Raw genomic sequence first — 24945 nt, forward strand, 5'->3', positions numbered from 1 at the left:
ACCTCACTCGCTGTCCCTGGCCGATGCCTGAGTCCCCGCGCTGTTCGGCCGACGTCTCGCTCGGGTTGGTGCGGTGTCAGTGCCGGCTTGCTCGGTCTCGTCGTCGGCGGCGTCTCGGATGAAGTCGGCGAGCACGAGTGCCGCCGCGCCGAGGGGACCGCTGTGTCCGCCGAGGTCGCCGAGCCGTACGGGGGGTGGCGTGGACGGCGATCGAGCGCGCAGGATGGCCTGGAAGGGCTCGAGGAGGAGCGGGCCCGCCCGCGTGCTTGGGCCGCACAGCACGACGAGGTCGGAGTCGGTGACGCAGAGAGCGGCGGCCACGGCGGCGCCGAGGACGCGCCCGGCGTGAGCGAGCACGTCGGCCATGAGGGCGTCCCCATCGAGGGCGGCGTCGATCACGTGCCCCGCGTTAAGGAGGTGCAGCGGGACCTCGCCGAGCGTGCGCCGCCCGGCATGGCGGAGCCTGGCGACGGCGGCGGCCACGATGCCGGACTCCCCGACCATCTCACCGACGGTGGGCGCCGGTTCGTCGGATACGGCGGCGTCGAGAACCATCCGTCCGAGCACACCCGCGGCTCCATCACCACCGGTGAAAAGTCGTCCTCCGGCGATGACCGCGGCGCCCAGACCGGAGCCAAGGACGAGACACAGCAGGTTCGCCACACCTCGGCCAGCGCCGAACAGGTGCTCTCCCACACCGACGGCGTGGGCGCGGTTCGCCGTCACGACAGGCAAGCCGTACCGCTGACGCACCAGCTCGTGCAGGTCGACCCCGGTCCAGGTTGGGTGGCCGAGGGGAGCGAAGCGTCCCTTGGCGGAGCGCGGCATCATCGCCGGCACGGCGACCCCAATCCCGGCGAGCTCGTCGGGTGACTCGACCGTCGACAGCACGGTATCGACCGCACGATGCAGGTTGGCGACGAACGCACTTTCACCGTCGGTGAAGTCGATCGGCACCGTCGACTCCGCGACGATGTCGCCGGACAGGTCAGAGATGACCGCGCGGACCGTGTCCGGATCGACGTTCACACCCACGGCGCGCAGGCCTTGGGTACGTAATGCGTAGAGCATGGGTCGGCGACCGCCCGTCGAGCGGCCTTCGCCGACCTCCTCGACGACTCCATCGGTCGCGCACTCCCGCAAGATCTCGGTCACCGTGGGCACGCTCAGCCCAAGACGTCGTGCGAGCTCGGCCTTCGACAGCGGACCGGCGGCGCGGAGAGCACCCAAGACGAGCGCGCGATGACGCGTGCGGGTGTGGATGCCTGGCACTTTTTAAACCTTCCTTAAGAAGTCCTGTGTCCAGGCTCGTGTGGGTCGCCAGCACGGTCAAGGAACGCGCCCGCTTCCGGACGGCACGGTGCGGACCGTCCGTCGCTGGCGCGTGAGTGGACCGCTCGTCGATGAAGGCCGTGGGGACCGTTCGAGAAACCCAAGAGCCGACAGGAGTTGGCGTGGTGCCGGAACGCGAACGCCGGCTGGCGAGGAGGCCAGCCGGCGTTCGGTCGACGTGCGGGCTACTGCTTGACGGCTCCCGCGGCGAGGTCGGACAGGAACTGCCTCGCTCCGAAGAAGAACACCACGATGAGGGGGATCACCGCGAGCAGCGTGCCCGCCATCACCAGGCTGTAGTCGGTGTTGTAGAGGCCCTGCAGCTGCGACAGCGCCACCTGCAACGTGACCTTTTCCGGGTTGATGAGCACGACCAGCGGCCAGAAGTAGTCGTTCCAGGCGTTGATGAACGTGAAGATGCCGAGGAACGCGAGGACCGGCCGCAGCAGCGGGAGGGCCACGCTCCAGTACTGCCGCCAGAAGCCGCAGCCGTCGATCCGCGCGGCGTCGAGCAGGTCGGAGGGGATCGCCCCTTGTGCGTACTGGCGGATCAGGAAGATGCCGAACGCGTTCACAGCGCCCGGGATGATGAGCGCCTTCAGGTCACCGACCCATCCGAAGTTCGCCAGGATGACGAACGACGGAACGGTCGACAGCTGCGACGGGACCATGAACGTCGCGAGCAGGAGAACGAACAGAAAGTTCTTCCCGGGGAAGTCGAACTTGGCGAACGCGAACGCCGCGATCGAGTCGAAGAACAGCACCAGCACCGTCGTCGTGAGCGCGACGATCAACGTGTTGAGCGTCGAGCCGAGGAGGTCGACGGTGTCCAGCACCTTGCTGACGTTCTCGATGAGCTGCGAGCCCGGAAGTAGCTCAGGCGGGTACGTGAAGATCTCGCCAGTCGTCCGGGTCGCCATCACGAACATCCAGTAGAAGGGGAAGATCGAGATGGCGACGCCCAGCAGCAGGAGCGCGTGGGTGATGACCGACTTGACGCGTTGCGCGACGACGGGGTTCATACACGCACTCCTCTCCGCAGCCCACGCTCACCGGCTCCCTGGACCAGCCGCCAGTTGATGATCGAGAAGAGGATCATGATGACGAACAGGCCCCAACCGATGGCGGCGCCGTAGCCGAAGTTGTTGTTGATGAACGCCTGCTGGTAGAGGTAGAGCACCATCGTCTGGCCCTCGTTGCCCGGACCACCACCGTTGCCAAGGAGCACTTGCGGCTCGGTGAACAGCTGCATGCCGCCGATGGTGGACGTGATCACGGTGAAGAGGATGATCGGCCGCAGCAGGGGAATGGTGATGCGGAAGAACACCTGGGTCCAGCTCGCGCCGTCGACCCGCGCCGCCTCGTACAGCTCCGTCGGGATCGCCTGCAGACCCGCCAGGTAGATGATCGCGTTGTAGCCGGTCCAGCGCCAGATCACCATGGCGGCGATGGCGAGCTTGATGCCCCAGGGCGTGTTCAGCCACTCGACGGTCTCCAGACCCAGGGCCTCCAGCACGGCGTTGAGGAGGCCGAACTCGTTGCTGAAGATCGAGCCGAAGATGATGGCGATCGCGACGATCGAGGTGACGTTGGGGATGAAGTAGGCGATCCGGTAGGCGCCCCGTCCGCGGATCTGCTGGTTCAGCATGAACGCGATGACGAGGGCGAGGAACAGCATCGGGATCGTGGACAGGAACCAGATCTGGAAGGTGTTGACGATCGACTTCCAGAAGTTCGGGTCCGTCAGCATGAACTGGTACTGAGCGAACCCCACGAACTGCATCTCACCGATGCCGTTCCAGTTCTGGAAGGACAGGTAGAGCGAGAACAGGATCGGGAAGAGGCCGAAGATGGCGAACAGGATGTAGAACGGCGAGATCGCCAGGTAGAGCGCCAGGTACTCCGAGCGCTTGCGACCGGCGGTGGCCCCGACCGACCGCTGAGGCTGGATGGGTGGCGCCGCGAGTGGTGTCGTCGTCATGTCAGATCAACCCCAGGTGCGAGAGCTGCCGGTCGACTTCGCGGAGCGCGTCCTCCCACGCGCGGTCGGGGTCCTTGCCCAAGCTCCAGACGTTGGTGAGCTCGTCGGTGAACGCTGGGCCGATGACGTCGTCGTAGGGACTCATGTAGACCGGCTTGACCTCCTTGGCGGAGGCCGCGAAGACCTCGTTGATGACCTGGCCGCCGAAGAACTCCTCCTCCTGGTCGGCGCGTGGGTCCTCCAGCGCGGCGATGGCCGACGGGTACAGCTTCATCTCGTTGAGGCCGTAGACGAGCTGGTTCTCCGGTGACTGCAGCCAGGTGATGACCCGGAATGCCGCCTCTGGGTCGCGACAGTACTTCGTGATGCCGAGGAAGGATCCACCCGCGTTGCCGGCACCTCCAGGTGCGCGACAGACCCGCCACTTGCCGCTGGTGGTTGGCGCGCTGTCGGCGAGAATCTGCCCGGCCCAGACAGCGCCCACGAAGCTGGCCACCTTGCCGGCGGTCATCGCCGCGCCCCAGTCGGTGGACCAGTCGGACACGTTCGCGGCGATGCGCCGCTCGTAGGCGTCCACCGCCAGCTCCCACGCACGTCGGACTTGAGGTCCGTCACCGATGAAGCGGTCGCGCTCGTCCATGTAGCGCTCAGCCTGCTGGTACAGGTACTGGCTGTAGACCATGTTGATGCTCGGCACCATCCTGACGTCGGGCAAGGCCTCCTTGAGCTGGCTCCCGGCCTCGAGGTAGGCCTCCCACGTCGACAGCGCCTCGGCCACGTCGTCAGGCTCGGTGGGCAGACCGGCCTGCTCGAAGATGTCCTGCCGATAGAAGAGCGCCGTGGGGCCGGTGTCCATCGGGAAGGCGATCATCCGACCTTCCGGCGTCACACCGCGCAGCCACTTCCATTCCAGGTACTCCGGCTCCAGCTCTTTCGCGCCGAGCTCGTAGAGGTCGACGAACTGGTCGGCGTCCGGGAAGTACGTGGCGACGTCCTCATTGAGGCCCACGATGTCCGGGACGTACGCCCGTGCGGCGAGGCTGGTGAGGAACTTGGCCTTGTAGTCGGTGCTGATCTTCTGCTCGATCAGCGGGATGCCGAGTTCCGTGTCGACCTTCTGCAGCAGGGTGTCGCTGATCGACCGGTTCCAATACCAGAGACTGAGAGTTCCTTCAGGTGTCAAGTAGGAGCCTCGACCACAACCGGCGGTGCCGAGGAGTGCCGTGCCGAGGAGTCCAGAGGCCGCCGCGAGGAACGTGCGTCGGTTCGGGGCCATGGTTCACCTCGATCCTTTTGCCGTGGCGGAAGTCGAAGGTCACGCCGAACCGCGAGGCGAACGCGCCTGGCGGGTGGAACGAGCACGATTGGCGGCGAAAACCGCCAAACGCCCATCGCAGCGTAGGGCGCCGACGGGATGCCACGGAAGATCACGACCAGTTCTGGACTCGTCGGCCAGTTCTGGACTCGTCGGCGAGGCGAGCCGGCCTCCGTCGAGGTGCGTGCTGGACGACGCAGACCGATCAGGCTCCGGTCCTGGAGTGGCGCGGAGCGGGCCGGAGCTGGGTGTCAGGGAGCTCGGTCAGGGGGACTGATGGAGGGCTCAGAAGGCTGGGGGTTACTCGGGTGCCGAGACGCCCTCGGGGTCCGACAGCTGGCTGATGTGGCGCGGTACCAGCTCCCGCTGTGCGTACCGACCGACGCGGTAGGTGGCGATGGCGTCGACGGCGGCCCCGACGCCCCCGCCGAGCAGCGGGACGCGTCGGCTCACGCTCAGGCCGAGTCGCTTGCCCCCGACCTGGGCGGTGAGGACGGCGGCCAGCTCGGCCGCGATCTTGGTGTCGAGGGAGGGGTCGTGCACGGGCGCGGTGGCCAAGCCGAGAGGGGTGGAGGGCAGCCTCCCCTTTCGCACCAGTGCCTCGGCGGCCTCCTCCCCGAGCAGGCAGGCGACGACGGCTGTCCGCACCCGCGGGTCAGTCAGGTCGTAACCCCGCAGGTAGGCGATGGCGGCGACCATCCGCGTCTGCAGGACCGCCAGCCCGGTGACGTTGGCGGGCAGCGCGAACGCGAGAGCGGCGAATCCGCCGAGGCTGGTGAGGAAGCCCTGCGCTCCGGCCAGCCGGACGTGCTGTTCGACGATCGCGCGGCACGCCCGGACCCGGTCTCCGCCGGCGCGGGCACGCTGGCGCTCCGCGACAGCGATCGCCCCGGGGAAGCCGCTGCGCCCGTCGATCGCGGCGTCCAGGATGGAGCGGAAGAAACCACCCGCCGCGCGGGGACCCAACCGCCGAACCACGGGCGTGAGACCCCGCACCACCATCGTTCCCACCGACTTTCCGACCGACTTTCCGACCGACTTTCCGACCGACATGGTCCACCGTCCCGTCCGGTCGCCGAACGATGCGTAGGGTCGTTCGCCGCCCCAGCCCGCAGGAGAGATCTGCCGGGAACTCTACGTGCTGCCACCGCGCCCGGACACATCCCGACGGCGATCCGCCCGGTTCGAGGGAGGTTCGGCAGGATGGGTCTGTGCCGTCACAGCTACCGCCGAACCGCTGGGAGTTCCCCTCGCCGGAGCTCGCGGGTGACGACGATCTGCTGGGCCACGGCGCCGACTTGGAGCCGGGAACGTTGCTCGCGGCGTACCAGCGCGGCATCTTCCCGATGCCGATCCGACGGTCCGGGCCGATGGCGTGGTGGTCGCCGGCTCGGCGCGGCATCCTGCCGCTCGATCACCTCGTGGTGTCCCGCTCGCTGCGGCGTTCCTGTCGGCGTTTCGAGATCCGCGTCAACGCAGCATTCGACCAGGTCATCCGCCACTGCGCGGATCCCAGCCGGCCGGGCGGCTGGATCACGCCGGAGATCATTCGGGCCTACGAGCGGCTTCACCAGCTGGGCTGGGCGCATTCGGTGGAGGCGTGGACGCCGGAGGGGCGGCTCGCAGGAGGCCTGTACGGCGTCGCGATCGGCGGGTTCTTCAGCGGCGAGTCGATGTTCCATCTCGAGCGTGACGCGTCCAAGGTGGCGCTCGTCGCGTTGGTGAACCTGCTTCGTTCGGCCGGAGACGCTGACCGCCGCCTGCTGGACGTGCAGTGGCGAACACCGCACCTGGCTTCCCTCGGCGCGATCGAGGTGCCCCGGGCCACCTATCTCCGGTTACTCGATCAGGCGCTCCGGCTACCCGCGCCGGAGGAGTTCGGTGGCCACCAGCGCAGCCTCTGCGCCGGCGACAGGTGAGCGTGCGTGGTTGGCGGCGACTCAGGGGAGCGTGGGGTCCATGTCTCTTGTGACGTCTCTTGAGACGTGGTCTCTCGAAGCGTGGTCTCTCGAGACATGGCCTCTCGACGCGTGCTCTCCCGATCCGTGGTGTCTCGCCGCGTCGTCTCCGGATGCGTCATCTGGTGCGGTGTCCACGTCTTGCGGCGTGGCGGCTCACCCTGCCTCGGCGGCCACGTCGTCGACCTGTGCATCCGCCACCGTGCCGCTGTGTCGGGCGGCGACGACTCCTCGTCGGGTGGCCACGACTCGCGGCCCTCGTACCAGCCGGCTCCGGGTGTGGGCGACCCTCCGGCGCCCTGTGCGAGGACGTCGATCAGGAGCAGCGCGTCACGTGCGCGCAGCCGGAACGTTCCCACGCAACGCGCGCCGCGCCATAACGACAGCACGGCCAAGGCATCGGGTCCGTCCAGGCCGTGCCAGTTGACCCGTAAGGTCCGATCCCCACCCCGTGCGTCGGTGAAGACCTCGCCGTGGAGCGGCAGCACCGTCACATCCGACGACATGGCTCGATCATGCCGCGGGGTGCTGCCCCCGAACAGCCGCAATGACCTGGTCAAACGGGTTTGTCCGGGCTTGGCTGGACCTTCGCGGCCGGCATCGGGGACCTCGGACGGACCGCCCACCGTCGTCGGTTCCTCCCCCGTGGGTTCGATCGCCTCCGAGCGGTGGCGTCAGCCGCCCGACCCGTGTGCCCTCGGCACCTGACCGGCTCCGCGCGGACCTGGTGGGGGTTGCGTCCAGCGGGAAGATGGGGGCATGCCCGAGCTACCGGAGGTCGAGGCGCTGGTGGGCTTCCTACGCCAGGAGGCGGTCGGCCGGACTGTCACCAGGGTCCACGTGGTGGCGATCAGCGCCCTCAAGACCTTTCAACCGCCCATCGACGCGCTGGTCGGCCGCACCGTCACCGCTGTCGACCGGCACGGGAAGTTCCTCGACCTCACGGTCCGTCAGGCCCCTGGAGCCAGTACTGGTCCGGACGACGGGGGGTCGGACGACGGGGGGTCGGACGACGACCTGCACCTGGTCGTGCACCTGGCGCGAGCTGGCTGGCTGCGGTGGAGTACCTCGCTGAGCGAGAAGCCGCCCCGACCCGGCCGCAACAATCCGCTCGCGGTCCGCGTCCATCTCGGCGACGGCGTGGGATTCGACCTCACCGAGGCGGGCACCCAGAAGCGGCTCGCCTGCTACCTCGTCCCCGACCCGGCCGACGTCCCAGGCGTGGCTCGGCTCGGGCCCGACCCGCTCGCCGACGACTTCACGCCGGAGCGGATGGCGGAGATCTTGACCGCTGCGGGCCGCGCCCAGCTCAAGGGGGTGCTCACCGACCAGGCGCGCCTCGCGGGAATCGGCAACGCCTACTCCGACGAGATCCTCCACGCGGCCCGACTGTCGCCGTTCAAGCCGGCCAACGGCCTCGCGCCGGACCAGATCACCACCCTCTACGACGCAATACGCCGAGTGCTCTCCGAGGCGACCGAGCGTGCCCGTGGCTTGGCCGCGAAGGACCTCAAGTCGGAGAAGAAGACCAACCTGGCCGTGCACGGGCGCACCGGCCAGCCGTGCCCCGTCTGTGGTGACACCGTGCGTGAGGTCTCGTTCGCCGACTCCAGCCTGCAGTACTGCCCCACCTGCCAGACGGGAGGCAAGCCGCTGGCCGACCGTCGGCTCTCGCGCCTGCTGAAGTAGCCGAACCCGGCTGCGATACTGTCGCCCTCCCATGGCTGGTATCGCGGAGACCACCAACCAGGCGGACGGCAGGGCGGCGTCGGGCGCTTCCCTCGGCTCCGCGATGGTCGCGCTCACCGGAGCGCGGCTCGCCTCCGTGGCCGCCACGTTCCTCGCCGGAGTGGTCGCCGCGCGCCTGCTCGACCCAGCCGCCCTCGGCGCCGGCGGTGTCGGGCTGACGCTCGCCTGGGCGGTGGCCATCGTCGGCAACGGCGGGCTCAATATCGCCGCGATCTACTTCCTCGGCCGCCGTCCACACGAGCGGTCCGCCGTCGTGGCCTACGTCCTGGCGCTGGCCGTGGGTGCCGGCCTGGTCGCCGCCGTCCTGACCGGAGCGCTGTCCCCTCTTGTCGGCGCCGTCGTCCTCGACACCGGCGAGCCGACGCTGTTCGTGGCGGCCGGCGTCCTGGCGGTCGCCACCATCGGCTACGAGGTGGCGGGCGCGCTGCTGCTCGGTCTGGAGCGCCGTCACGCATATGTGATGGCCGACGTCCTCCGCAGTGTGGCGACGCTGGGCTGCACCGTCGTGGTGGTGGGGCTCGTGGCCCGGACGTCGGCCGGCTACGTCCTCGCGACGGGCCTCGGCGTCGCGGTGCCCGCCGTCGTCGCACTGCTGGTGGTCCGTCGCGTCACCGGCTCGCTCCGACCGCGGTTCGATCGGGCGTTCTCCCGGGACGCGCTGCGCCTCGGACTGGCGGGCCAGGTCGGGAACGTGCTCACGTTCCTCAACCTGCGGCTCGACCTGCTGCTGGTCCCGGCTCTGCTGCGGCTCGACCTCGCCGGCGTCTACTTCGTCGCCACGAGGGTCGCCGAGGTCGTCGGGCAGGCGTCGACGGCCGCGTCGTCCATGCTCTTCCCGCACGTCGCCGCGCAGGCCGACCATCGAGACACCGCCACGACCGAGCGCACGAGCCGGCTCACCCTGCTTGCGACGTTCGCGCTCGCGGTGGCCTTGGCGGTCGTGTCGCCGCTGGTCCTCGGCTGGTTCTTCGGTCCCACCTACCGCCGGGGCACTCTCACCTTGCTGATCCTGCTCGTGGCCATGTTGCCGCTGGCCGTGGCGCGGGTGTTGTCCGCCGACCTGAAGGGGCGCGGTCGGCCTGGCCTGGTCTCGATCGGGACCGGTGTCGGCGCGATCCTCACCGTCGTCGCCGACCTCGTGCTCATCCCGTTGCTCGGCATCGAGGGCGCGGCGCTGGCCTCTGTCGTCGCCTACGCCGGGACCGCCGCCGTGCTGCTCGGCTACTACCGACGCCTGACCGGTGGTCGGCTGCTCGCGTTGCTGCCGAGCGTCTCCGACGTCGCCGACGTCCTGCGGCTGGTGCGTGGGCGGCTGGGGCGCCGACGTGGCGCGGTCGAGGTGGAGTCCGCATGACGGGGCCGCTGTCGTCCGGGTGCTCCCGTCCGCCCGTGCCCCTCCGACTCGTCGCTCTCGCGTGCCTGCTCGCGATCGCGCTCAGCGTTCCCGCGCTGCTGTCGCGCGTCGCCGCGGAACGCCAGGTCGACACGCTCGACGTCGCCCTCGTCGACTCCGCGCTGCGAACCTGGGAGGACGCCCGTGACGTGGGCGACCAGCGAGCGCTCGCCACGCGGTTGACGGACGCCGGCGTCCGCACCGTCGTCGTCGGCATGGTGTCGGTGAGCGAGCACCTCCAGAGCGGCGCGCTCGTCGCCGTGGTGGGGAGCGGACGGCGTGGACGAGGACCGGTGCCGAAGGAGCTCGCCGGGCCGGGGCCGGCGACGGTGCTGCGCGGCCGGACCGGCGACCAGGTCTTCGCGCGGGTGGTCGACGGTCTGCGCCGCGAGTTCGGCGATCGGGTGACCGTCGCCACGAGACCCTCCCCAGCCGGTCCGGTTCCCTACGTGCGGGTCGACGGGACCAAGGACGTCAGCGGCGTCTCGCTGGGATACGACGTCGACCGCCTGCGCCGGCTGGTGGCGGTGGGATTCCGGGTGGTCGTCGCGCTGCCCACCGCGGTCGAGTCCCGCCCGTCGTGGCTGCGGCGGGAGGTCGACCGCGCGGTCCGGCTCACCGGCAGCACCACGGTCCTGGCCCTCGGGCCCCTCCCCTTCGCCGACCGTCCGGCGGACGCGGCGGCGTTCGCGGAGTTCCTCGCCGCTCGACGCCTCGACCTGGCCGTGCCGGACCTCGGGCCGACACCCGGTGCCGCGCTCTACGCCGCGCGGCTGCCGGGTCGCATCGTGCGGGCGCACGTCGTTCCGGTGACCAGGCAGTCCGTGCGCGACCTGGACCGGCTGGTCGTCCGTGGGCATCGCGCCGGGAAGGAGCGCGGGGTCTCGCTGCTCGTCGTCCGGCCGTCGCCCGCGCTGTCACCGGCGCGGGCGACCGACGGGGTGTCGGAGCTGGCCTCGCGGACCCGCGCCGAGCTGCCCGCCGGGCTCCGCGCCGGCCCGCCGACCGCCATGCCGGCGGTGGAGCCGGGCCTGGCGAGCCAGCTGGCGGCGTTCGGAGCGGCGCTCCTCGTCCTGGCTGTCGCGGGCGCCTGGCTGGTCGGGACGCCCGTGCCCTTCCCGACGGTCCTGAAACGACGAGCCTCGTCGGCCGGGCCGAGCCTGGAGTGGCGGGCCCTGCCGCGCGGTGCGGTCGCCGTGGTCTGGGCCGCGGTCGGCCTGATCGGCGTCGGCGCGTTGGTGAGTGGGCGGCTTGTGCTGTGGCAGCTCGTCACTCTCGCCGTGGCCGTCGCCGGCGCCTCGCTCGGCGTGCTCGTGGCGCTCGGGATGAGCGAGCCGCCGGCGCCCCAGCGGCTGCCTCGGCGAACACTCGCCGCCTACGGGCTCGGGGTGCTGGTGGCCACGACGACCGGGCTCGTGGTCGCGGCCTTGGGCAGTCGGAGCGTCATGCTCGTGGGAGCGGTGCCGTTCCTCGGGGTCAAGGTGCTGCTGCTGGCGCCGCCGCTGGTCGTCGCGGTCGTCGGGGCGCTGCGCGTGGGGTCGGGAACGCCGCGCTGGACCGTCGACCTCGCGGCCGTGGCGCGTCGGGTCCGACCACATCACGTGCTCGCCGCCCTCGCCGTGCTGGGTGCTGCCGGCTACTACCTGGTCCGCTCGGGCAACTCGGGTATCGCGCCCGGGCCCGAGCTGTGGTTGCGGGACGCGCTGGACCAGGCGTTGTACGTGCGACCACGGTTCAAGGAAGCGTTCCTCGGCTTCCCCGCGTTGGTGGTGGCGCTCGCCGGGCGCTGGACGACGCTGCCCCGATGGATGTGGGGTGCCGTGGCCGCCGTCGGGACGGCGTCGCTCGTGGACACCTTCGCTCACTTCCACATGCCGCTCGCGCTGGAGCTGCTGCGGTCGGCGTACTCGGTGGTGATTGGCTTGGTTGTCGGCTCGCTGATCGTCTGGTGGTGGCGGGGGCGTAAGAAGGATGCGGACGTCAGCGACGGCGCGGTTCGTTCACCAGCGGAGGTGTCGCCTTCGTGAGGCTGCTGCTCCTGGGCTACTTCGGCTTCGGCAACGCCGGCGACGAGGCGCTGCTCGCCGCCGAGGTGGAGGCCCTCCGATCGGTGCTCGGGCCGTCGACGGAGTTTCTGGTCGTGTCCGGCGATCCGGCGTACACCCAGGCGACACATGACCTCCCCGCCGTCTCGCGGACGGACGTCAAGGGTCTGGTCCGGGCCTTGGCCTGGTGCGACGGCGTGATCGCCGGTGGCGGGAGTCTTCTGCAGGACGTCACGAGCGCCCGCCCGGTCGCGTTCTACGCCGGCACGATGCTGGCGGCGCGGCTCGCCGGGAAACCGGTGTTCGTCTACGCACAGGGGTTGGGGCCGCTTCGGCGACGAATCAACCGCCGGCTGGCGGGCATGGCCTTGCGGTCGTCGACGTACGTCGCGGTGCGGGACGCCCAGTCCTTGGCGTTGGCGCACGACCTTGGGGCTCGCGGGGCTGAGCTGACGGCGGATCCGGTGCTGGGGTGGGGCGCGCTGGCCCCGGGTGACGGTGACCGGCTCGCGGTGGCGCTGCGTCCCTGGGACGGACTCGCGGAGTGGTTGCCGGTCGTGCGCGCCGTGCTCAGCGAGATGGCCCGCGAGGTCGAGGTCGTGCTGGTGCCGTTCCACGCCGGCCAGGACGTCGGCCTCGCTCGTGAGCTGGCGTCGGTGCTGCCGAACGCGACCGTGGTGGACTCGCGCCGCGCCGGCTATCGCGCCGCCATCGACGCCGTCGCCAGCGCACGCGCGGTCCTCGGGATGCGGCTGCACGCGCTCGTCGTGGCGGCCGCGGCGGGTCGCCCCTTCGTCGCCCTGTCCTACGACCCGAAGGTCAGCGCGTTCGCGACCTCGGTGGGGGCGCCCGTGGCCGCGACCCTGCCGGGTCCCGTGGACGTCGAAACGCTCGTCACGAGCCTTCGGAAGGCGTTGCAGGGACCAGACCAGTACTACCTGGAGCAGGTCGAGCGCCTGCGTGCGACAGCTCGGCGGCCTGCGCGGGAGGTCGCCGAGCGACTCGGTGGAGGCGACGGCTAGGACGGGTCGGAGTCGGCCTCGGACGGGTCAGCGTCGGCGCGGTATCGCTTGCCCACGCCGTAGCCGCGCGAGGTGTCCACGCTTCGGGCGGCGTGTCCAGGAATCGGGCCTGCACGGCGAAGAGGTTGCAGGCACGCTTATCGTGACTACGACGGGCAAGCAGCCGAGAACAGTAGGGTCATGACAGAGCCGAACGAACCCGCCCCACCGCTGTCGCGGATGCGCTTCTCCTGGCAGCGCGGTACCGGACGGCCCGGCGTCGAGGACGTGCGGCCGGACGCGGAGGTGAGCGCGGCCGACGCGTGGCCCTCGTCGGCTGACGACGAGACGTACGACGCCGACGGGCACCCCGTCGGCGACGACGTCGAGGCCGAGGGCGATGCCGGCCTCGAGGTCGATGAGCCGGTGGACGGCTATGAGGACGGCTACCCGGGGGACGACTACCAGGGCGGCGTCGTCGCCGCGGACGCTCCCGACGCCGACGTCGACACCAACGTCGACGCCGTCGATCCGGATGCGTTCTCCCCAGAGGCGGGTGAGGTCGCCGATCTCGGCTATGGCGAGGCAGTCGACTATGGCGAGGCAGCCGACTACGCCGAGGCGGCCGAGGTCCCACCCGGTGACGTCGACACGGCTTTCTCCGACGTCCCAGCGTCCTCCGACGTCGCAGCGTCCTCCGACGTCGCAGCGTCCTCCGACGTCGCAGCGTCCCCCGACGTCCCGGGGTCCTACGACGTCCCAGAGTCGGAGGACACCCGAGGTTCGTACGACGTCGAGCACGACCTCGAGCAGGAGCTCGTCGAGGACCAGCTCGTCACCGACGAGCTGGACGTGGGGCCGGATCCCATCCAGTCGACCGAGCCAGCCGTCGACGCCCGGGCGGGTGCCGCGGCGAGTTCGGCATCCTCGGCAGCCTTGGCTGAACGCACGTCAGGACGACCTGAGCGCTCGTCGCGCCGCTCGGCGGCGTCCCGTCCCTCGTCGGCGACCGCGGCGGGACGGTTCGACGTGCCTCCACCTGGGGGGAGGTTCTCCGGAGGGCGTGGTGCGCACACCGCCGTCAAGGTCACCGTCGTCCTGTCGTCGTGCTTGGTCGCGGTCGGGATCGTCGCGTACCTGACGTTCTCGTTCGCCGTTTCCGTGATGCGGGAGAACACCTACCGGCTGAGTGACGCCGACATCACCCGCTACCGGCTCAGCGAGTTCCCGTTGGAGCAAGCCGGCAGGTTCGCCGCCGACTACGCCCGCATCTGCCTCACCCACGACGCGGAGGACCCCCGGCAGCGGGAGGCGCTGCTCGCCCGCTACATCTCCGCGGGAACCGACGCGCGCTGCGGTTGGAACGGCGAGGGCGTGCAGTCGGTGATCGACGCGACCTGGACCGGCGAGTCCGAGCCGATCGACATCCCCGGTTACGCCGGGCACGCCCGCATGATGACCGTGCGGGTCCTCACCAGCACCGGGAGCCGCTTCGTGACGGTCCCCGTCTACGTCGAGGACCTCGCGACCGGCGACGGCATGCGGATCATCGGCGATATCGGCGAGGTGCCGCAGCCCACGCTGGCCGACCCGAACACCATGCCCAAGCCGACCGCACCGGCGGCGGTGGACGCCGCCCTCGGTGAGGCCCTCACGCAGGGCGAGTTCTTCCAGCAGTTCTTCACCGCGTGGGGAGACTCCAATGGTCCGGCGCTGGAGCGGTTCATGACGCCGGACGCGACCGCTCGCACCCGGAGCGGGCTGGGCGGCGCGCTGACCGCGCCCACCGTCCGCCAGGCCCGCGTCTTCCTACCCAAGGGCGCTGACCTCACCGAGGGCAGCTTCGAGTGGAAGGTCGGCATGGTGGCCGAGGCCTGGGTCTGGGTCGACTGGCGCAGCCCCGGCGCGGGCGGCGAGGCCGTCGAGACGCGTGCGTACCGACTGCAGTTGGTGAAGACGACACAGGCCGCCAGTCCGAGTCAGGAGTGGGCGGTGCGGGATATTCGCGGTGGGGTCCCCGACCTCAAGGGAGGCTGACGTATGCGCCCTCGACACCAGCTATCCCGCCTGTCGGGGCCAGCCGCGACAGGCGCTCGACGTGGATGACGTGAGGAAGGTAGACCGAGATGAGCCAACACGTTGTGGCATCCGGTACGTCGCAGCTCGAAGCGTTCTTCGCGCGGATCGAGGGTCTGCTGACCGGTGTGGCCGTGGGCGCGCTGACCGTCGCCATCATCATCATCGGCTTCAAGATCATGTTCGCCATCCGCAGCGGTGACAATGTCCGGATGGCGATCCAGAACATGGGTGTCGTGGCGTTCGCGGCACTCCTCATCGGTGGAGCCTCCGGCATCGCCGCCCTGCTCAACGCGATCGGGCGACAGATCGGCGGGTGACCGGCCGGCCGCGACGGCGCGAGCCGCTCGTGGTGGTGCCCCGGGTGGAGGAAACGCCGGGGTCACGATCATGATCGGTCCACGCGATCGAGCGGCCGGGTCGAGACGCGGGCGAGGCGGCGAGGTGGGAGCGACGACGTGGCAGGGAGGTGGAGCCGGTGACGGAGACGTCGAACGGTCAGTACATCGCGTTCGACTACACCGACCTCGAGCGTCGACGGAAGAAGCTGTGGAACCTCGCGGAAGGCGTTCCCCTCACCGTCATCGGTGGAATCGACCTCCGCGCTCTCGTGGTCGCCGGCACGGTCTTCCTCGGGTTGCTGGGCCTGGTCTTGGTGTTGTCACCGGTGCTGCCCGTCGTCGAGTTCGACCTCTGGTCCATCCTCGTCAGCCTCGGTATCGCGGTGACCCTCTACATCACCTGGCCGCGGCGCTGGCGCAACGGCCTCACCACCGAGCAGAACCTCCTCGTCGCAGCGGACTACCTCTTCCTGCAGCCACGCCGCATCCACGGGCTCGCCGCCGACGTCGAGCCGGACGTCGTCCAGTGGCGGGTCATCCTCTGGCATCCGGTCCACCCTCGGTGGCATGGCGAGCTGTCCGCGGCTCGCGAGGTCCGCGCCGGTCGGCTCATCCGACCTGTTGAGGAGTCGGTTCGATGAACCCTCTCTACTTCCTCCCCCTCGCGGCACTCGGTGTGCTCGCGATCGGCGCGGTGCTGATCTTCGTCTTCAACGTCGGTGGCAACGACGACAAGCCGCAGTCCGGCAAGCCCCGCGAGCCCCGTACGGAGCGCGAGCGGCTGCCGTACCGCTACGGCGACGACGTGCTCTTCATCTGGGGTCGCTCGGTCTGGACGGGCTTCTTCATCACGACCACGACGGACGAGCACATGCCCACCGACGAGCTCGTGCCGGAGGCGCTGAAGCTGCCCGGGCTGCTCCACCAGATCGCCCGTGAGTTCCACCGCCCTCAGTTCCAGGTCATGCTCGTGCCGCGGCGCCCCGACTTGAGCGGCTGGGTCGTCGACCTCACCCGACGCGCCTGGCGTCCCACCGACAACTTCGCCAAGCTCATCCATCGCGAGGCCGAACGGGCGATCGCCCAGGACCGCCTCGGTGCTCAGTACGACGTCGTCTTCTTGATGCGGGTCGGCCAGCTCAGCGAGAGCCGCGGTCCTGGCGCGGCGGTGGTCTCCGCGATCGCCGACCAAGCGACCGGAGTGCACGACGAGTACTTCGATCCCGCGATCGTCGCCGAGTGGCACGAACGGGCCGACGAGGTGTACGCGGTGGCGGTGGACTCCGGTGTCGAGGTCCAGCCCATGCTGCGCAAGGACCTCGTCCGCATCATTCGGACCTGCTTGTTCGGGCACCTCCCGATCCCCGAGGACACGGCCGTGGACCGACGCCCCTGGGGCGCCCACGAGTTCGAGCTCGCGGCCGACTTCCGGGCCTACAACCACAAGAGCCGGCTCGAGGTGAGCGTGGTCGACGACGACACCGGTGAGGAGCATCGGACCTACCTCGCCACCCTCGTCGCCACCGGTTGGCCGGACACTATTCGCTTCGCCAAAGCGCGTGCCTGGGGGCGCATCCTTAAACGGCTGGACTTTCCGGTCGTGGTGTCCTGGCGAGGTGTCCTCCTGCCGCCTGAGGAGTTCCGGGACCGGGGCAAGAAGATCCGCGACAACCTCGAGGACGAGGCCCGGGACATGGACCGGGCGAACGCCCGCATCGACTCCCTGCTCGTGGAGCAGGTCGAGCGGGCCAACCACTTGGTCGACGAGCAGGACAGCAGGCCGTTCCCCGGCATGGAGTCCCAGCTGCTCCTCACCATCTCGGCGGAGACCCCCGAGGAGCTGGAGAACCGCCGGAAGCGGATCGAGCGCCTCTTCGCCAAGACCCTCGACGCCACCGTCCTGCGTCCCAAGCGACTGCAGTACCGCCTCCTCTACAACGTGCTTCCCGGGGACGGCGACCGTTCCCTCATCGGTCGCATCGCGCCCTTCCGGCGGCTGCAAGAGCTCGACCAGCTCGGTGTCGCCCTGCTGACCACGGCGACGCAGGTCGGCGACCGGGCCATCGTCGGCCGCGACGGCATCACCAAGGGGTGGCAGGGCATCCTGGTCGGCCGCACCCGCGACGGCCACTACCCCGTCCACTACTCCGCGCACTCCGCGATCGCCCGCGAGCACGGCGCTGGCGTGGTCATCGTCGGCGCCTCTGGCGGCGGCAAGACCACCTTGGCGCTCAAGGTCTTTCACTACGAGTCGGAGGCGGGCGCCCGGTGTGTGTTCATCGACCCGAAGATCGACGCCGCCCGTATGGCGTACTACCTCGCCTTCGGGTCGCAGGTGCTCGACCCTGACTTCATGCGACACGCCGCCGAGGGCTGCCTCGGCGAGCCGGGTTGCCCGTTCCAGCCGGTCAACGAGGCGTATTGGCGGGACACCGAGATCATCGACCCGCTTCGCGGCCGCGCGGGCAACCTCGACCCCTTGCTGACCGCCGCGACCGTCGTCGAGGGGCGCATGCACGCGCAGGCGATGCTGGAGATCTTCCTCGGACCGACGGCCTGGTCCCGGATCAGTGGGTACGTCGTCGAGGCCTTCTCCCGCGTCGTCAATGACTACGACCGGCGGGTGGCGGCGTACCGGCACGCGCACCCGGACGCCAGCGCCGAGGAGGTGGAGCGGGCGGTTCCCCGACCCACCACGTGGAGCGTCGTGCAGCTGGTGGTCGACGAGTACGAGCGGGTGAAGGACTCCGGGGTCGCCGACACCGAGGTCCGCGACCTGCGGTTCGCCGCGGCCGTCCTGGAGGATCTGCGCAAGAACCCTTACGCTCGCGTGGCCTTCGCCCAGGAGCCGACGGTCGCGGTCGGCCACGGCGGAAAACGACGGACCATCATCACGTTGCGAGGCCTGCCCCGGGCGCACGGCACCAGCTCGTCGGCGAACATCGCCCGCGGCATCATCTACCTCGTCACTCGGCTGGGCTTCCAGATGCTGGAGGAGACCACCGAGCGGGATCCGGTCAAGGGCTGGCGTCCACAGATGCTCTTCATCGACGAGGCGTACAGCGTCGCGAGCACCGGCGAAGGACGCGACCTCATCAGCTTCGTGCTCAAGCAGGGGCGGGCGTTCAACATCGGGATCGTGCTCATCACCCAGCAGGCCGGTGACCTGGCCAAGATCGAGTCCGAGGACCTCGACGCCAAGGCGACGGGGACCAACCAGATCCACACCGTCTTCGCCTTCCGACACCACTCCGACGCCGACGCGGCGCAGACGTTGCAGTTGCTCAACCGACCGGCCGGCGATCGGCAGATGATCGAGACGCTGAAGTCGCTTCGAGACGGCGAGTGCGTGATGCGCGACGTCGACGGAGAGCTGGCCAGTGTCGAGGTCGACCGGTCGTTCTTCGAGTTCGCGGCCGCCATCCAGAGCAACCCGCACCTGGAGGCGCGGTTCAAGTCCGTCGACCCGTCCCCGGACGTCGACGACTGGCGGGTCATCGAGGAGACGTCGACGATCCTGGGCGAGGTCGGATCCGTGCGCAGGGCCGATGGTACGGCTGATGCTCCGGCCGAGGAGCCCGTGCCGGCTGACGAAGGGATCTCCGTGTGACAAGGTCGAAGCGCCACGCGGGCGAGTCCGCCGCGCCACGCCCTCTCGCCGTTCCGGGGACGTCGACTCCGCACGTGACGAACGGCCGGGCGCACGCCCGAACCGGTGCCGGGGGGCGAACCGCGCGCCCGCGACGCCTGATCCTGCACCGGCTCGTCCGAGGGCTCGCGGTCCTGGCCGTCCTCGCCGGCACCGTGGTCGGCGCCACGCTGGCAGTCCAACCCGCCCAGGCGGCGCCCTGGGACTGCCCGTTCGGTAGTGGTGAGATCTCCAACGCCGGACCGGAGCACGGCGGCGCGGGCATGACGGCGTGGATCCCGATCATCGCCAAGGAGGACGTCGATCCCGACCTCGACCCCGACCCGCGGAAGCGGGGCCGCCAGGAGCGCCCCTCCGACCACACCCTGCTGGAGGTCGTGGGTCCGCGTGGCCTGCTGTGGTCGTACGCACCCTACGGTCTGCCGGACGACCACGAGGAGTTCAACACCGAGGACCCCGAGGACAACTTCGAGCAGCGCTGCTCGGTGATGGACGCCTCCGCCACCGGGATCGCTCAGATGATCTTCTCCATCGCCGGCTTCTTCGGTGGCCTCACCATCGGGGTCAAGCAGCTCGCCAGCAACGAGGCACCGTTCTCCGCCTTCTACGACGCCCAGCAGAGCCTGCTCACCAGCCTCAACGAGAACATCGGGGTGCCGGCGGTGACGGTGGCGGTCGCGGCCACTGGTTTCTGGGTGCTGACCCGCATCCACCGCCGAGCCGACAGTCGCGAGACCTACGCCGGGGTGATCAGCTCGGCCCTCATCGTCGTCCTGGTGGCGAGCGTGCTCGCCGGCGACAACTACGTGCGCATCACCGCCGCCGTCGACCGCTACACCTCTGAGTTCAACTCGGCCGTCATGGACCTCGCGGTCATCAACCGCAACCGCGACCCGTCGAGCCCGTGCTACCTGCCGACAGTGCCGACGGCGGCACAGGCCGAGCCGGGCGCCCGGCCGAGTCCCGACGACCCGCACCGGGCCCTGACCTACAACCTCGGGAAGCGCGTGTCGTCGTGCATGTTGTACGAGGTGCTGCTGTTCCAGCCGTGGGTCAACGGCCAGTTCGGCACCGAGCGACAGCTGCTCGCCGACGACCTCACCTTCAACGGCAAGAGCTACTGCCCGGACGGGCGACCACCGCAATACCAACGTCCCGAGGGCGTCGAGAGCATCGAGTACCGCTGCGCCACCCGGCCCAAGCCACCCGGACAGCCCGAGGCCAAGATCAACCTGGCTGTCCAGCAGGTCGTCGCCCAGGCGTTGAGCCGGAACCAGACGATCGACGAGGCGGACGGGCGTCCGGTCGACACCGAGCAGCACCGGGTGCTGTGGAAGGGCGTGCAGTACAAGATCGCCCAGCTGTACGAGCCGAACTATGAGTTCTGGCGAGGAACCCAACCGTCGGGTCGCATGGCGACCGCGGTGGCGGCGCTGTTCGTCAACCTCATCGCCTTCATCTTCGTCGGCATCCTCGCGCTGCTGACCATCTTCTGGCACGCGGTCTTCTTGATGGCCTGGATCTTCCTGCCGGTCATCGGGGCGATCGCGGCGTTCCCACCGGCCCGCCGGATCGTCCGCATGGTGATCGGCATCATGGTCCAGGCGGTGTTCTTGCGCTGCGTGTTCGGGCTCGTGCTCGCCCTCCTGCTGGCGGTGCTCAACATCCTCCAGGTCGCCGAGGGTGGCACGGTCATCAAGATCTTCCTCATGCTCATGGCGACCGCGGCGATCTGGAAGCTGCTCACCGCGTTGCGCAGTGGCGCGATCGCCCCGCAGGTGGTCCAGGAGGCCAGCGCGAGCGGTGTGATGCCGTCCGACACCCCCGTGCTGGTGCGCACTCGCGAGGCCACCGCGACGGCGTACCGCTTCCAGCGCAACGTGCGGGCGGGCGCGCGGGCCGGCGCCGCGTCGGCCGCCGAGACCGCGCAGGCGCTGGGCTACTCCCGCGGCTCGCCTCAGTGGCGGGCCGAGGTACGCCGCGGCCGGCTCCAGGGCGCGGTCACCGCTGGACGGATGACATCAGCCCACGGTCGGGTCCGCGTTCTCGCCGAAGACCAAGCGCGGGCGGACGCCTCCGCACGGGTGCACCGCCGGGCCCAAGCCGCGCAGAACACGGCCCCGCAGGCTCCTGGGGACCAGCCCACGCGCGGGGCTGGGCGGACACCGGAGGAGGGGAGACTGAGCGAGAGGAGACTGGGCGAGGGGCGACCGAGCCAGAGGAGAGCGGACGGCGTCCGGCGGAACGAGGACGCGGTACGGCCTCGTACGGCCGCTCCCGAGCGTGAGGCGTCCACCCCCGGGCGGCTCCGGCGCGGACCGGACGGTGAGCCGCGCTGACGGTGAGCGGGAGCCCGACCAGACGGCGGGGGGCCGCGCTCGCGGTCGGGGCCGCGGTCCTCTTCCTCGTCCTGCTCGCGGCGCTGCGCAGTGACGCGGCGACGACGCTCGTCGTCGGTGTCCTGGTCGTGGTGGCCGTCGGTGTCTGGTGGCGTCGAAACGCCTCCGCCGCGGGCTCCGTCGTCTCCTTGGCCGTGACCTTGGTGCTCACGTCGATGACGACGGAGTGGGCGAGCACGCGGTCGCCCCTGGTGTCGCCGGTGCGGTCGGGCCTGGTCTACTGGCTGTTCGCCGCCGTGGTGGTGGCGACCGTGTGGTTGACCCCGTCCCCACGAGGCAGTCGGGCGGTGACGACCGCGTGGGCCCACAGTGTGCTCGTGGTGACGAGCGTGCTGGTCCCGCTCGCGCCGGCGGCCGTGCCGATCCTAGGTCTCGGTGCCGCCATGGTGGTGATCGCGTGGCGCTCGCGACCGCCCCGGTTCGGGCGGTCCAGGTGGCGGTGGCGAACGTGGCCGGCTCGGCTGGCGGGAGGCGCCCGCGCGTGGTCGAGGTGGCCGCGCTCGAGAAGTCGACCAAAGGACGACGTGGCGCGCGGGAGCGTCGCCGGTGGCGCGGCCTTGCTGCGGGGTGTCGGCCGGACCGGGAAGCTGCTGGCGGAGTTGGGTCCGTCCTGGCACGTCATCGCGGACCGGCGTCTCGACGACGGCACGGTGGTCGAGCACCTGCTCGTCGGTCCGGCCGGCGTCATCGTGGTGGCGACCCGGCGATGGGGCGGGCGGGTGTCGTTGGTTCACGTCGCTGACGACACCGCGGACCTGGCGTACGCCCTCGACGGTGATCCGCACGCGCTGGCCGCGCGGCTCGTTCCCCTCGCCCGGGCGGTGTGCGGGGTGGCGGATCACCTCGGTGTCGACGTCATGGCGGCTGATCAGACCACCACCGGGGCACAGGAGCTGGCGGTCGTGGTCGGCGTGACGGTCCTGTGGGACGACACGGTCCTGCCGGTCGAGCAGGTGGAGCTCACGGTCCTGCCCCGAGGCGTCGACCGGTCCGTCCCCGTCGTCGTCGTCCGGGGTGACGACCTCGTGGCCTGGCTACGGTCGCGGCCGGCCAGGCTCACCGACGAGCAGGTTGAGCGACTCGCCCGGCGGGCGGCGAGACTCGCCGGCGGCGACAGCCTCACGCCACCAGGTCGTCGATGACGATGGCGGCGAGCCGGCGCACGGCGGCGCGTGTCTGGGGCCGCAGGACCTTGTTGACGGCGTTCGGGTCGCGGAACGGGATGCGGCCTCCGCCGTCGAGTGCCGGGTCGTACGGGACGACGACGAGCTCCCGGACGTGGTCGGTGAACGCACGCTCGATCGCCCGCACCTTGACCGGACTCGCCGTCTCCTTGGCGACGACGGCGAGCACGATCCGCCGACGCATCTCGGGGAAGCCGTTGTCGGTGAGGAACTGGAGGGTCTTGCGCGCGAGGTTGGCGCCGTCCTTGGTGTTGTCGGTGACCAGAACCATGCCGTGGGCGATGCGCAGCGTCCCGAGCATCGCCTCGTGGGTGATGTGGGTGCCGTTGTCGAGGATGGCGAAGGAGAAGAACGGCGCGAACAGCTCCGCCAGCAGCTCGACGTCGGACACGCTGAGCTGGTGCCGGATCTTGCGGTCTGTCGAAGCGGCCAGCACCCGGACGTTCATCTCCGGGACCTTCTCCATGAAGTCGTGCACGTGGTAGCGCCAGGGGATCTCGTCCACGTGCGCGAGCAGGTCACGGATGGAGTGCTGGGGCCGGACGCCGAAGCGGTCCGGCAGCGTGCCGAGGTCGGGGTTGAGGTCGGCCACGCCGACCGACTCACGGCGTCCCTCGGCGAGCTCGGCCGCCAAGAGGGCGGCGAGGGTGGTCTTGCCGACGCCACCCTTCTCGGAGGCGATGCCGATGTAGCCGCAGTACCCACGCGTGCGACGCAGCTGGCGGTTGAGCCGGTAGCGGAGCTCGAGCTCCTCCCGGTCACGCTTGCTCGGACCGAAGTTGAGGCGGGTGAGCCGGTAGACCAGACCCTGCCAGCCGTAGCGTGGGATCGGCTTGCCCGACCCGCTGGAGAGGTTCTCGATGAACGCGTCGTCGTCGACGTCGCTGAGGTCGGGCAGCGACAGATCGACCCCCGAACGGTCGCGCTGGCTGGCCGATCCGGCTCGCCCCGACGTCGTCGCGCCAGAGGACGGCCGGCTGGCGGCTCTCCCGGCCCGGGTGGCCTTCGCGGCCGTCGCTCCCGTCCGGCCGCTCGCGGGTCGGCCGGACGATGTCCGGCTCGCCGCCTTGGCGCCCCCGGTGCCGCTCGTCGTGGCCGAGGCGCCCCGGGCCACTCCAGACGGCGGGGTGGCGGCCGACTGGAGACGAGCCGCCGGCCGGTTGCCGGGCCGGCTCGACGGCGCGGTTCCGGCCTGCCGAGATGTGCCGGCCTGCCGTGGCGTCGTGGCCTGCCGAGGTGTGCTGGCCTGCCGAGGTGTGCTGGCGCGGCCCGGTGCCGTGGGCGTACCGGCCGCGCTGGGCTGGCCCGTCGGGGACGACGTGCTGGCTCGGCGGGGCTCGTCCGTGCGGCCCGTCATCCTCGCCGTGGCCGCTTGTCCGGCCGCGGGTGTCGCGGCGCCGGAGACTCGAGCGCGCGACGCCGAGGACGGCGCCGACCGCGCGCCGGCCCCGCCACCGCGCTGCGCCTGGGTCGTCGACGTGCTACCGAGTCCGCCAGGTTGGCCAGGCCGTCTCGCCGTGTCGTCGTCAGAGCGTGAGGCCGCTCGCTGTGCCCAGTACGGAGGAACGGTCGTGTCCGCGAGTGCCTCCTCCGCCTCCTCGCCCGCCTCGCTCTCCGGACCGCCACCGGTCGCTGGCTCGGATGACGCGGCGCTGTCGTCCGCCAGCGGTGAGGCGTCGGAGGGGGTGGTGACGTCGGCTGCGTCCCCGGAGGTGCCGGGATCCCTGGTGCCCGCGGTGGCCGGTCGCGGCGTGCTCCCCCCGGTGATGAGGGTCCCCCGCTCCAGTGACGGTTCGACCGCCCTGGTGGTCAGGTGCGGGTACGGGCGGCCGACGCCGATGTGGAACTCCTCCTCGTCGGACTCGCGGGACGACGCCGCCGCCGACCCGGTGAGGCGTCCGCTCGTGGCGTGGGGCGCTGGGTCGTCGTTGGTGTAGGGCTGGTCGGTCACAGCAGGCTCCCTGACGGTCAGGCTTCGCACGCTACCGAACCACGATCGCTATCGAAGCACGATCGCTCTCAGGACACGAGCGAAGCGATGAGCCCGAGCAGGACGAACAACACGGCACCCCCGATGATGACGAGACGTCCCTGCGGCGAGGTGTGCCAGACCCGGGCGACGTGAGCACTGCCTGTCGCGAGCCGGGCGGCGTGAGCGAGCTGGTGGAGAGCACCGGGACGGTCGTCCCGAGTGGTCCCCTCCGGGGAGGGCACGCCGAGCGCCGTCCGCTGCGCCTCCCGAACCTCGTCGAGCCGCTCGACCAGCAGGTCGAGGTTCTTCGGGGTCAACGGCAGGACGGTCACCGCCCGCTCGCTCTCCACGCACAGCACCGCGTTCCACGGGTCGTCGGGGTCGAAGTCCTCGACGCCGAAGGCCGTCGCTTCGTCGATCGGCAGGTCGTCCGACGCCTCCGTCGCCGCCTCGGGTACGTCGACGGACGGGGACCCTGACTCCGGGGTCGTCACGTCGTTGCCCCCTTCCGGTGCGCGTCGTGGCGGGCGTCAGCAGCCTGGCGCCGTTG

At 70.5% G+C, this 24945-nt stretch carries 18 protein-coding genes; 11 read left to right on the forward strand and 7 right to left on the reverse strand.

Annotation, left to right across the window (positions count from 1 at the left end; genetic code table 11):
• Positions 1–3: 3 nt before the first annotated feature.
• From DFJ64_RS09590 to DFJ64_RS09610, 5 genes are all read right to left on the reverse strand, one after another.
• Positions 4–1272, reverse strand: coding sequence for an ROK family transcriptional regulator (locus DFJ64_RS09590; RefSeq protein WP_115850154.1), 1269 nt, complete (start codon positions 1270–1272; stop codon positions 4–6).
• Between the two features lie 245 nt (positions 1273–1517).
• Positions 1518–2354 carry a carbohydrate ABC transporter permease gene (locus DFJ64_RS09595; RefSeq protein ID WP_115850155.1) on the reverse strand — a complete coding sequence of 279 codons (837 nt, stop codon included), beginning with the start codon at positions 2352–2354 and terminating at the stop codon, positions 1518–1520.
• Complete coding sequence (locus tag DFJ64_RS09600; RefSeq protein ID WP_115850156.1) at positions 2351–3313, reverse strand: carbohydrate ABC transporter permease; 963 nt, start codon at positions 3311–3313, stop codon at positions 2351–2353. The genes DFJ64_RS09595 and DFJ64_RS09600 overlap by 4 nt, the downstream gene beginning before the upstream one ends.
• 1 nt (position 3314) lies before the next feature.
• Positions 3315–4589, reverse strand: coding sequence for an extracellular solute-binding protein (locus tag DFJ64_RS09605; protein WP_115850157.1), 1275 nt, complete (start codon positions 4587–4589; stop codon positions 3315–3317).
• A gap of 339 nt (positions 4590–4928) precedes the next feature.
• The gene (locus tag DFJ64_RS09610) at positions 4929–5681 is read right to left on the reverse strand and encodes an EcsC family protein (RefSeq protein WP_245941041.1); all 753 of its coding nucleotides are present in this window, start codon (positions 5679–5681) and stop codon (positions 4929–4931) included.
• Between the two features lie 158 nt (positions 5682–5839).
• Here DFJ64_RS09610 and aat point away from each other — a divergent pair, with 158 nt between their 5' ends.
• From aat to DFJ64_RS09665, 11 genes are all read left to right on the forward strand, one after another.
• Positions 5840–6547, forward strand: a complete 708-nt coding sequence (gene aat / locus DFJ64_RS09615; protein ID WP_245941042.1) for a leucyl/phenylalanyl-tRNA--protein transferase — start codon at positions 5840–5842, stop codon at positions 6545–6547.
• Between the two features lie 798 nt (positions 6548–7345).
• Positions 7346–8275: an Fpg/Nei family DNA glycosylase gene (locus tag DFJ64_RS09620; protein ID WP_115850159.1), complete on the forward strand. Its 930-nt coding sequence runs from the start codon at positions 7346–7348 to the stop codon at positions 8273–8275.
• A 31-nt stretch (positions 8276–8306) separates the two neighbouring features.
• Entirely contained in the window at positions 8307–9689 is a 1383-nt protein-coding gene (locus DFJ64_RS09625) for a lipopolysaccharide biosynthesis protein (RefSeq protein WP_115850160.1), read from the forward strand.
• 35 nt (positions 9690–9724) lie between these two features.
• Entirely contained in the window at positions 9725–11755 is a 2031-nt protein-coding gene (locus tag DFJ64_RS09630; protein WP_115850161.1) for a DUF5693 family protein, read from the forward strand.
• Entirely contained in the window at positions 11752–12795 is a 1044-nt protein-coding gene (gene csaB / locus DFJ64_RS09635) for a polysaccharide pyruvyl transferase CsaB (RefSeq protein WP_115850162.1), read from the forward strand. Before DFJ64_RS09630 ends, csaB begins: the two co-directional genes overlap by 4 nt.
• Positions 12796–12975: 180 nt before the next feature.
• Positions 12976–14811 (forward strand): conjugal transfer protein, encoded by a 1836-nt coding sequence (locus tag DFJ64_RS09640; protein ID WP_147304658.1) that lies wholly within the window; start codon positions 12976–12978, stop codon positions 14809–14811.
• Between the two features lie 89 nt (positions 14812–14900).
• Positions 14901–15170 carry a TrbC/VirB2 family protein gene (locus DFJ64_RS09645; RefSeq protein ID WP_115850164.1) on the forward strand — a complete coding sequence of 90 codons (270 nt, stop codon included), beginning with the start codon at positions 14901–14903 and terminating at the stop codon, positions 15168–15170.
• A gap of 158 nt (positions 15171–15328) precedes the next feature.
• Positions 15329–15832 carry a hypothetical protein gene (locus DFJ64_RS09650; RefSeq protein WP_147304659.1) on the forward strand — a complete coding sequence of 168 codons (504 nt, stop codon included), beginning with the start codon at positions 15329–15331 and terminating at the stop codon, positions 15830–15832.
• Positions 15829–18801, forward strand: a complete 2973-nt coding sequence (locus tag DFJ64_RS09655; protein ID WP_115850166.1) for an ATP-binding protein — start codon at positions 15829–15831, stop codon at positions 18799–18801. Before DFJ64_RS09650 ends, DFJ64_RS09655 begins: the two co-directional genes overlap by 4 nt.
• A gap of 74 nt (positions 18802–18875) precedes the next feature.
• Positions 18876–21179, forward strand: a complete 2304-nt coding sequence (locus tag DFJ64_RS09660; protein WP_115850167.1) for a hypothetical protein — start codon at positions 18876–18878, stop codon at positions 21177–21179.
• Positions 21180–21181: 2 nt separating this feature from the next.
• Complete coding sequence (locus DFJ64_RS09665; RefSeq protein ID WP_115850168.1) at positions 21182–22381, forward strand: nuclease-related domain-containing protein; 1200 nt, start codon at positions 21182–21184, stop codon at positions 22379–22381.
• On the opposite strand, the gene DFJ64_RS19240 is transcribed toward DFJ64_RS09665, so the two are convergent.
• Entirely contained in the window at positions 22359–24374 is a 2016-nt protein-coding gene (locus tag DFJ64_RS19240) for a MinD/ParA family ATP-binding protein (RefSeq protein ID WP_147304660.1), read from the reverse strand. The two genes, DFJ64_RS09665 and DFJ64_RS19240, sit on opposite strands and share 23 nt — an antisense overlap.
• 68 nt (positions 24375–24442) lie before the next feature.
• Positions 24443–24889, reverse strand: coding sequence for a hypothetical protein (locus DFJ64_RS09680; RefSeq protein ID WP_115850171.1), 447 nt, complete (start codon positions 24887–24889; stop codon positions 24443–24445).
• Between the last annotated feature and the right edge of the window lie 56 nt (positions 24890–24945).

It is taken from the genome of Thermasporomyces composti, assembly GCF_003386795.1.
GTDB lineage: Bacteria > Actinomycetota > Actinomycetes > Propionibacteriales > Actinopolymorphaceae > Thermasporomyces > Thermasporomyces composti.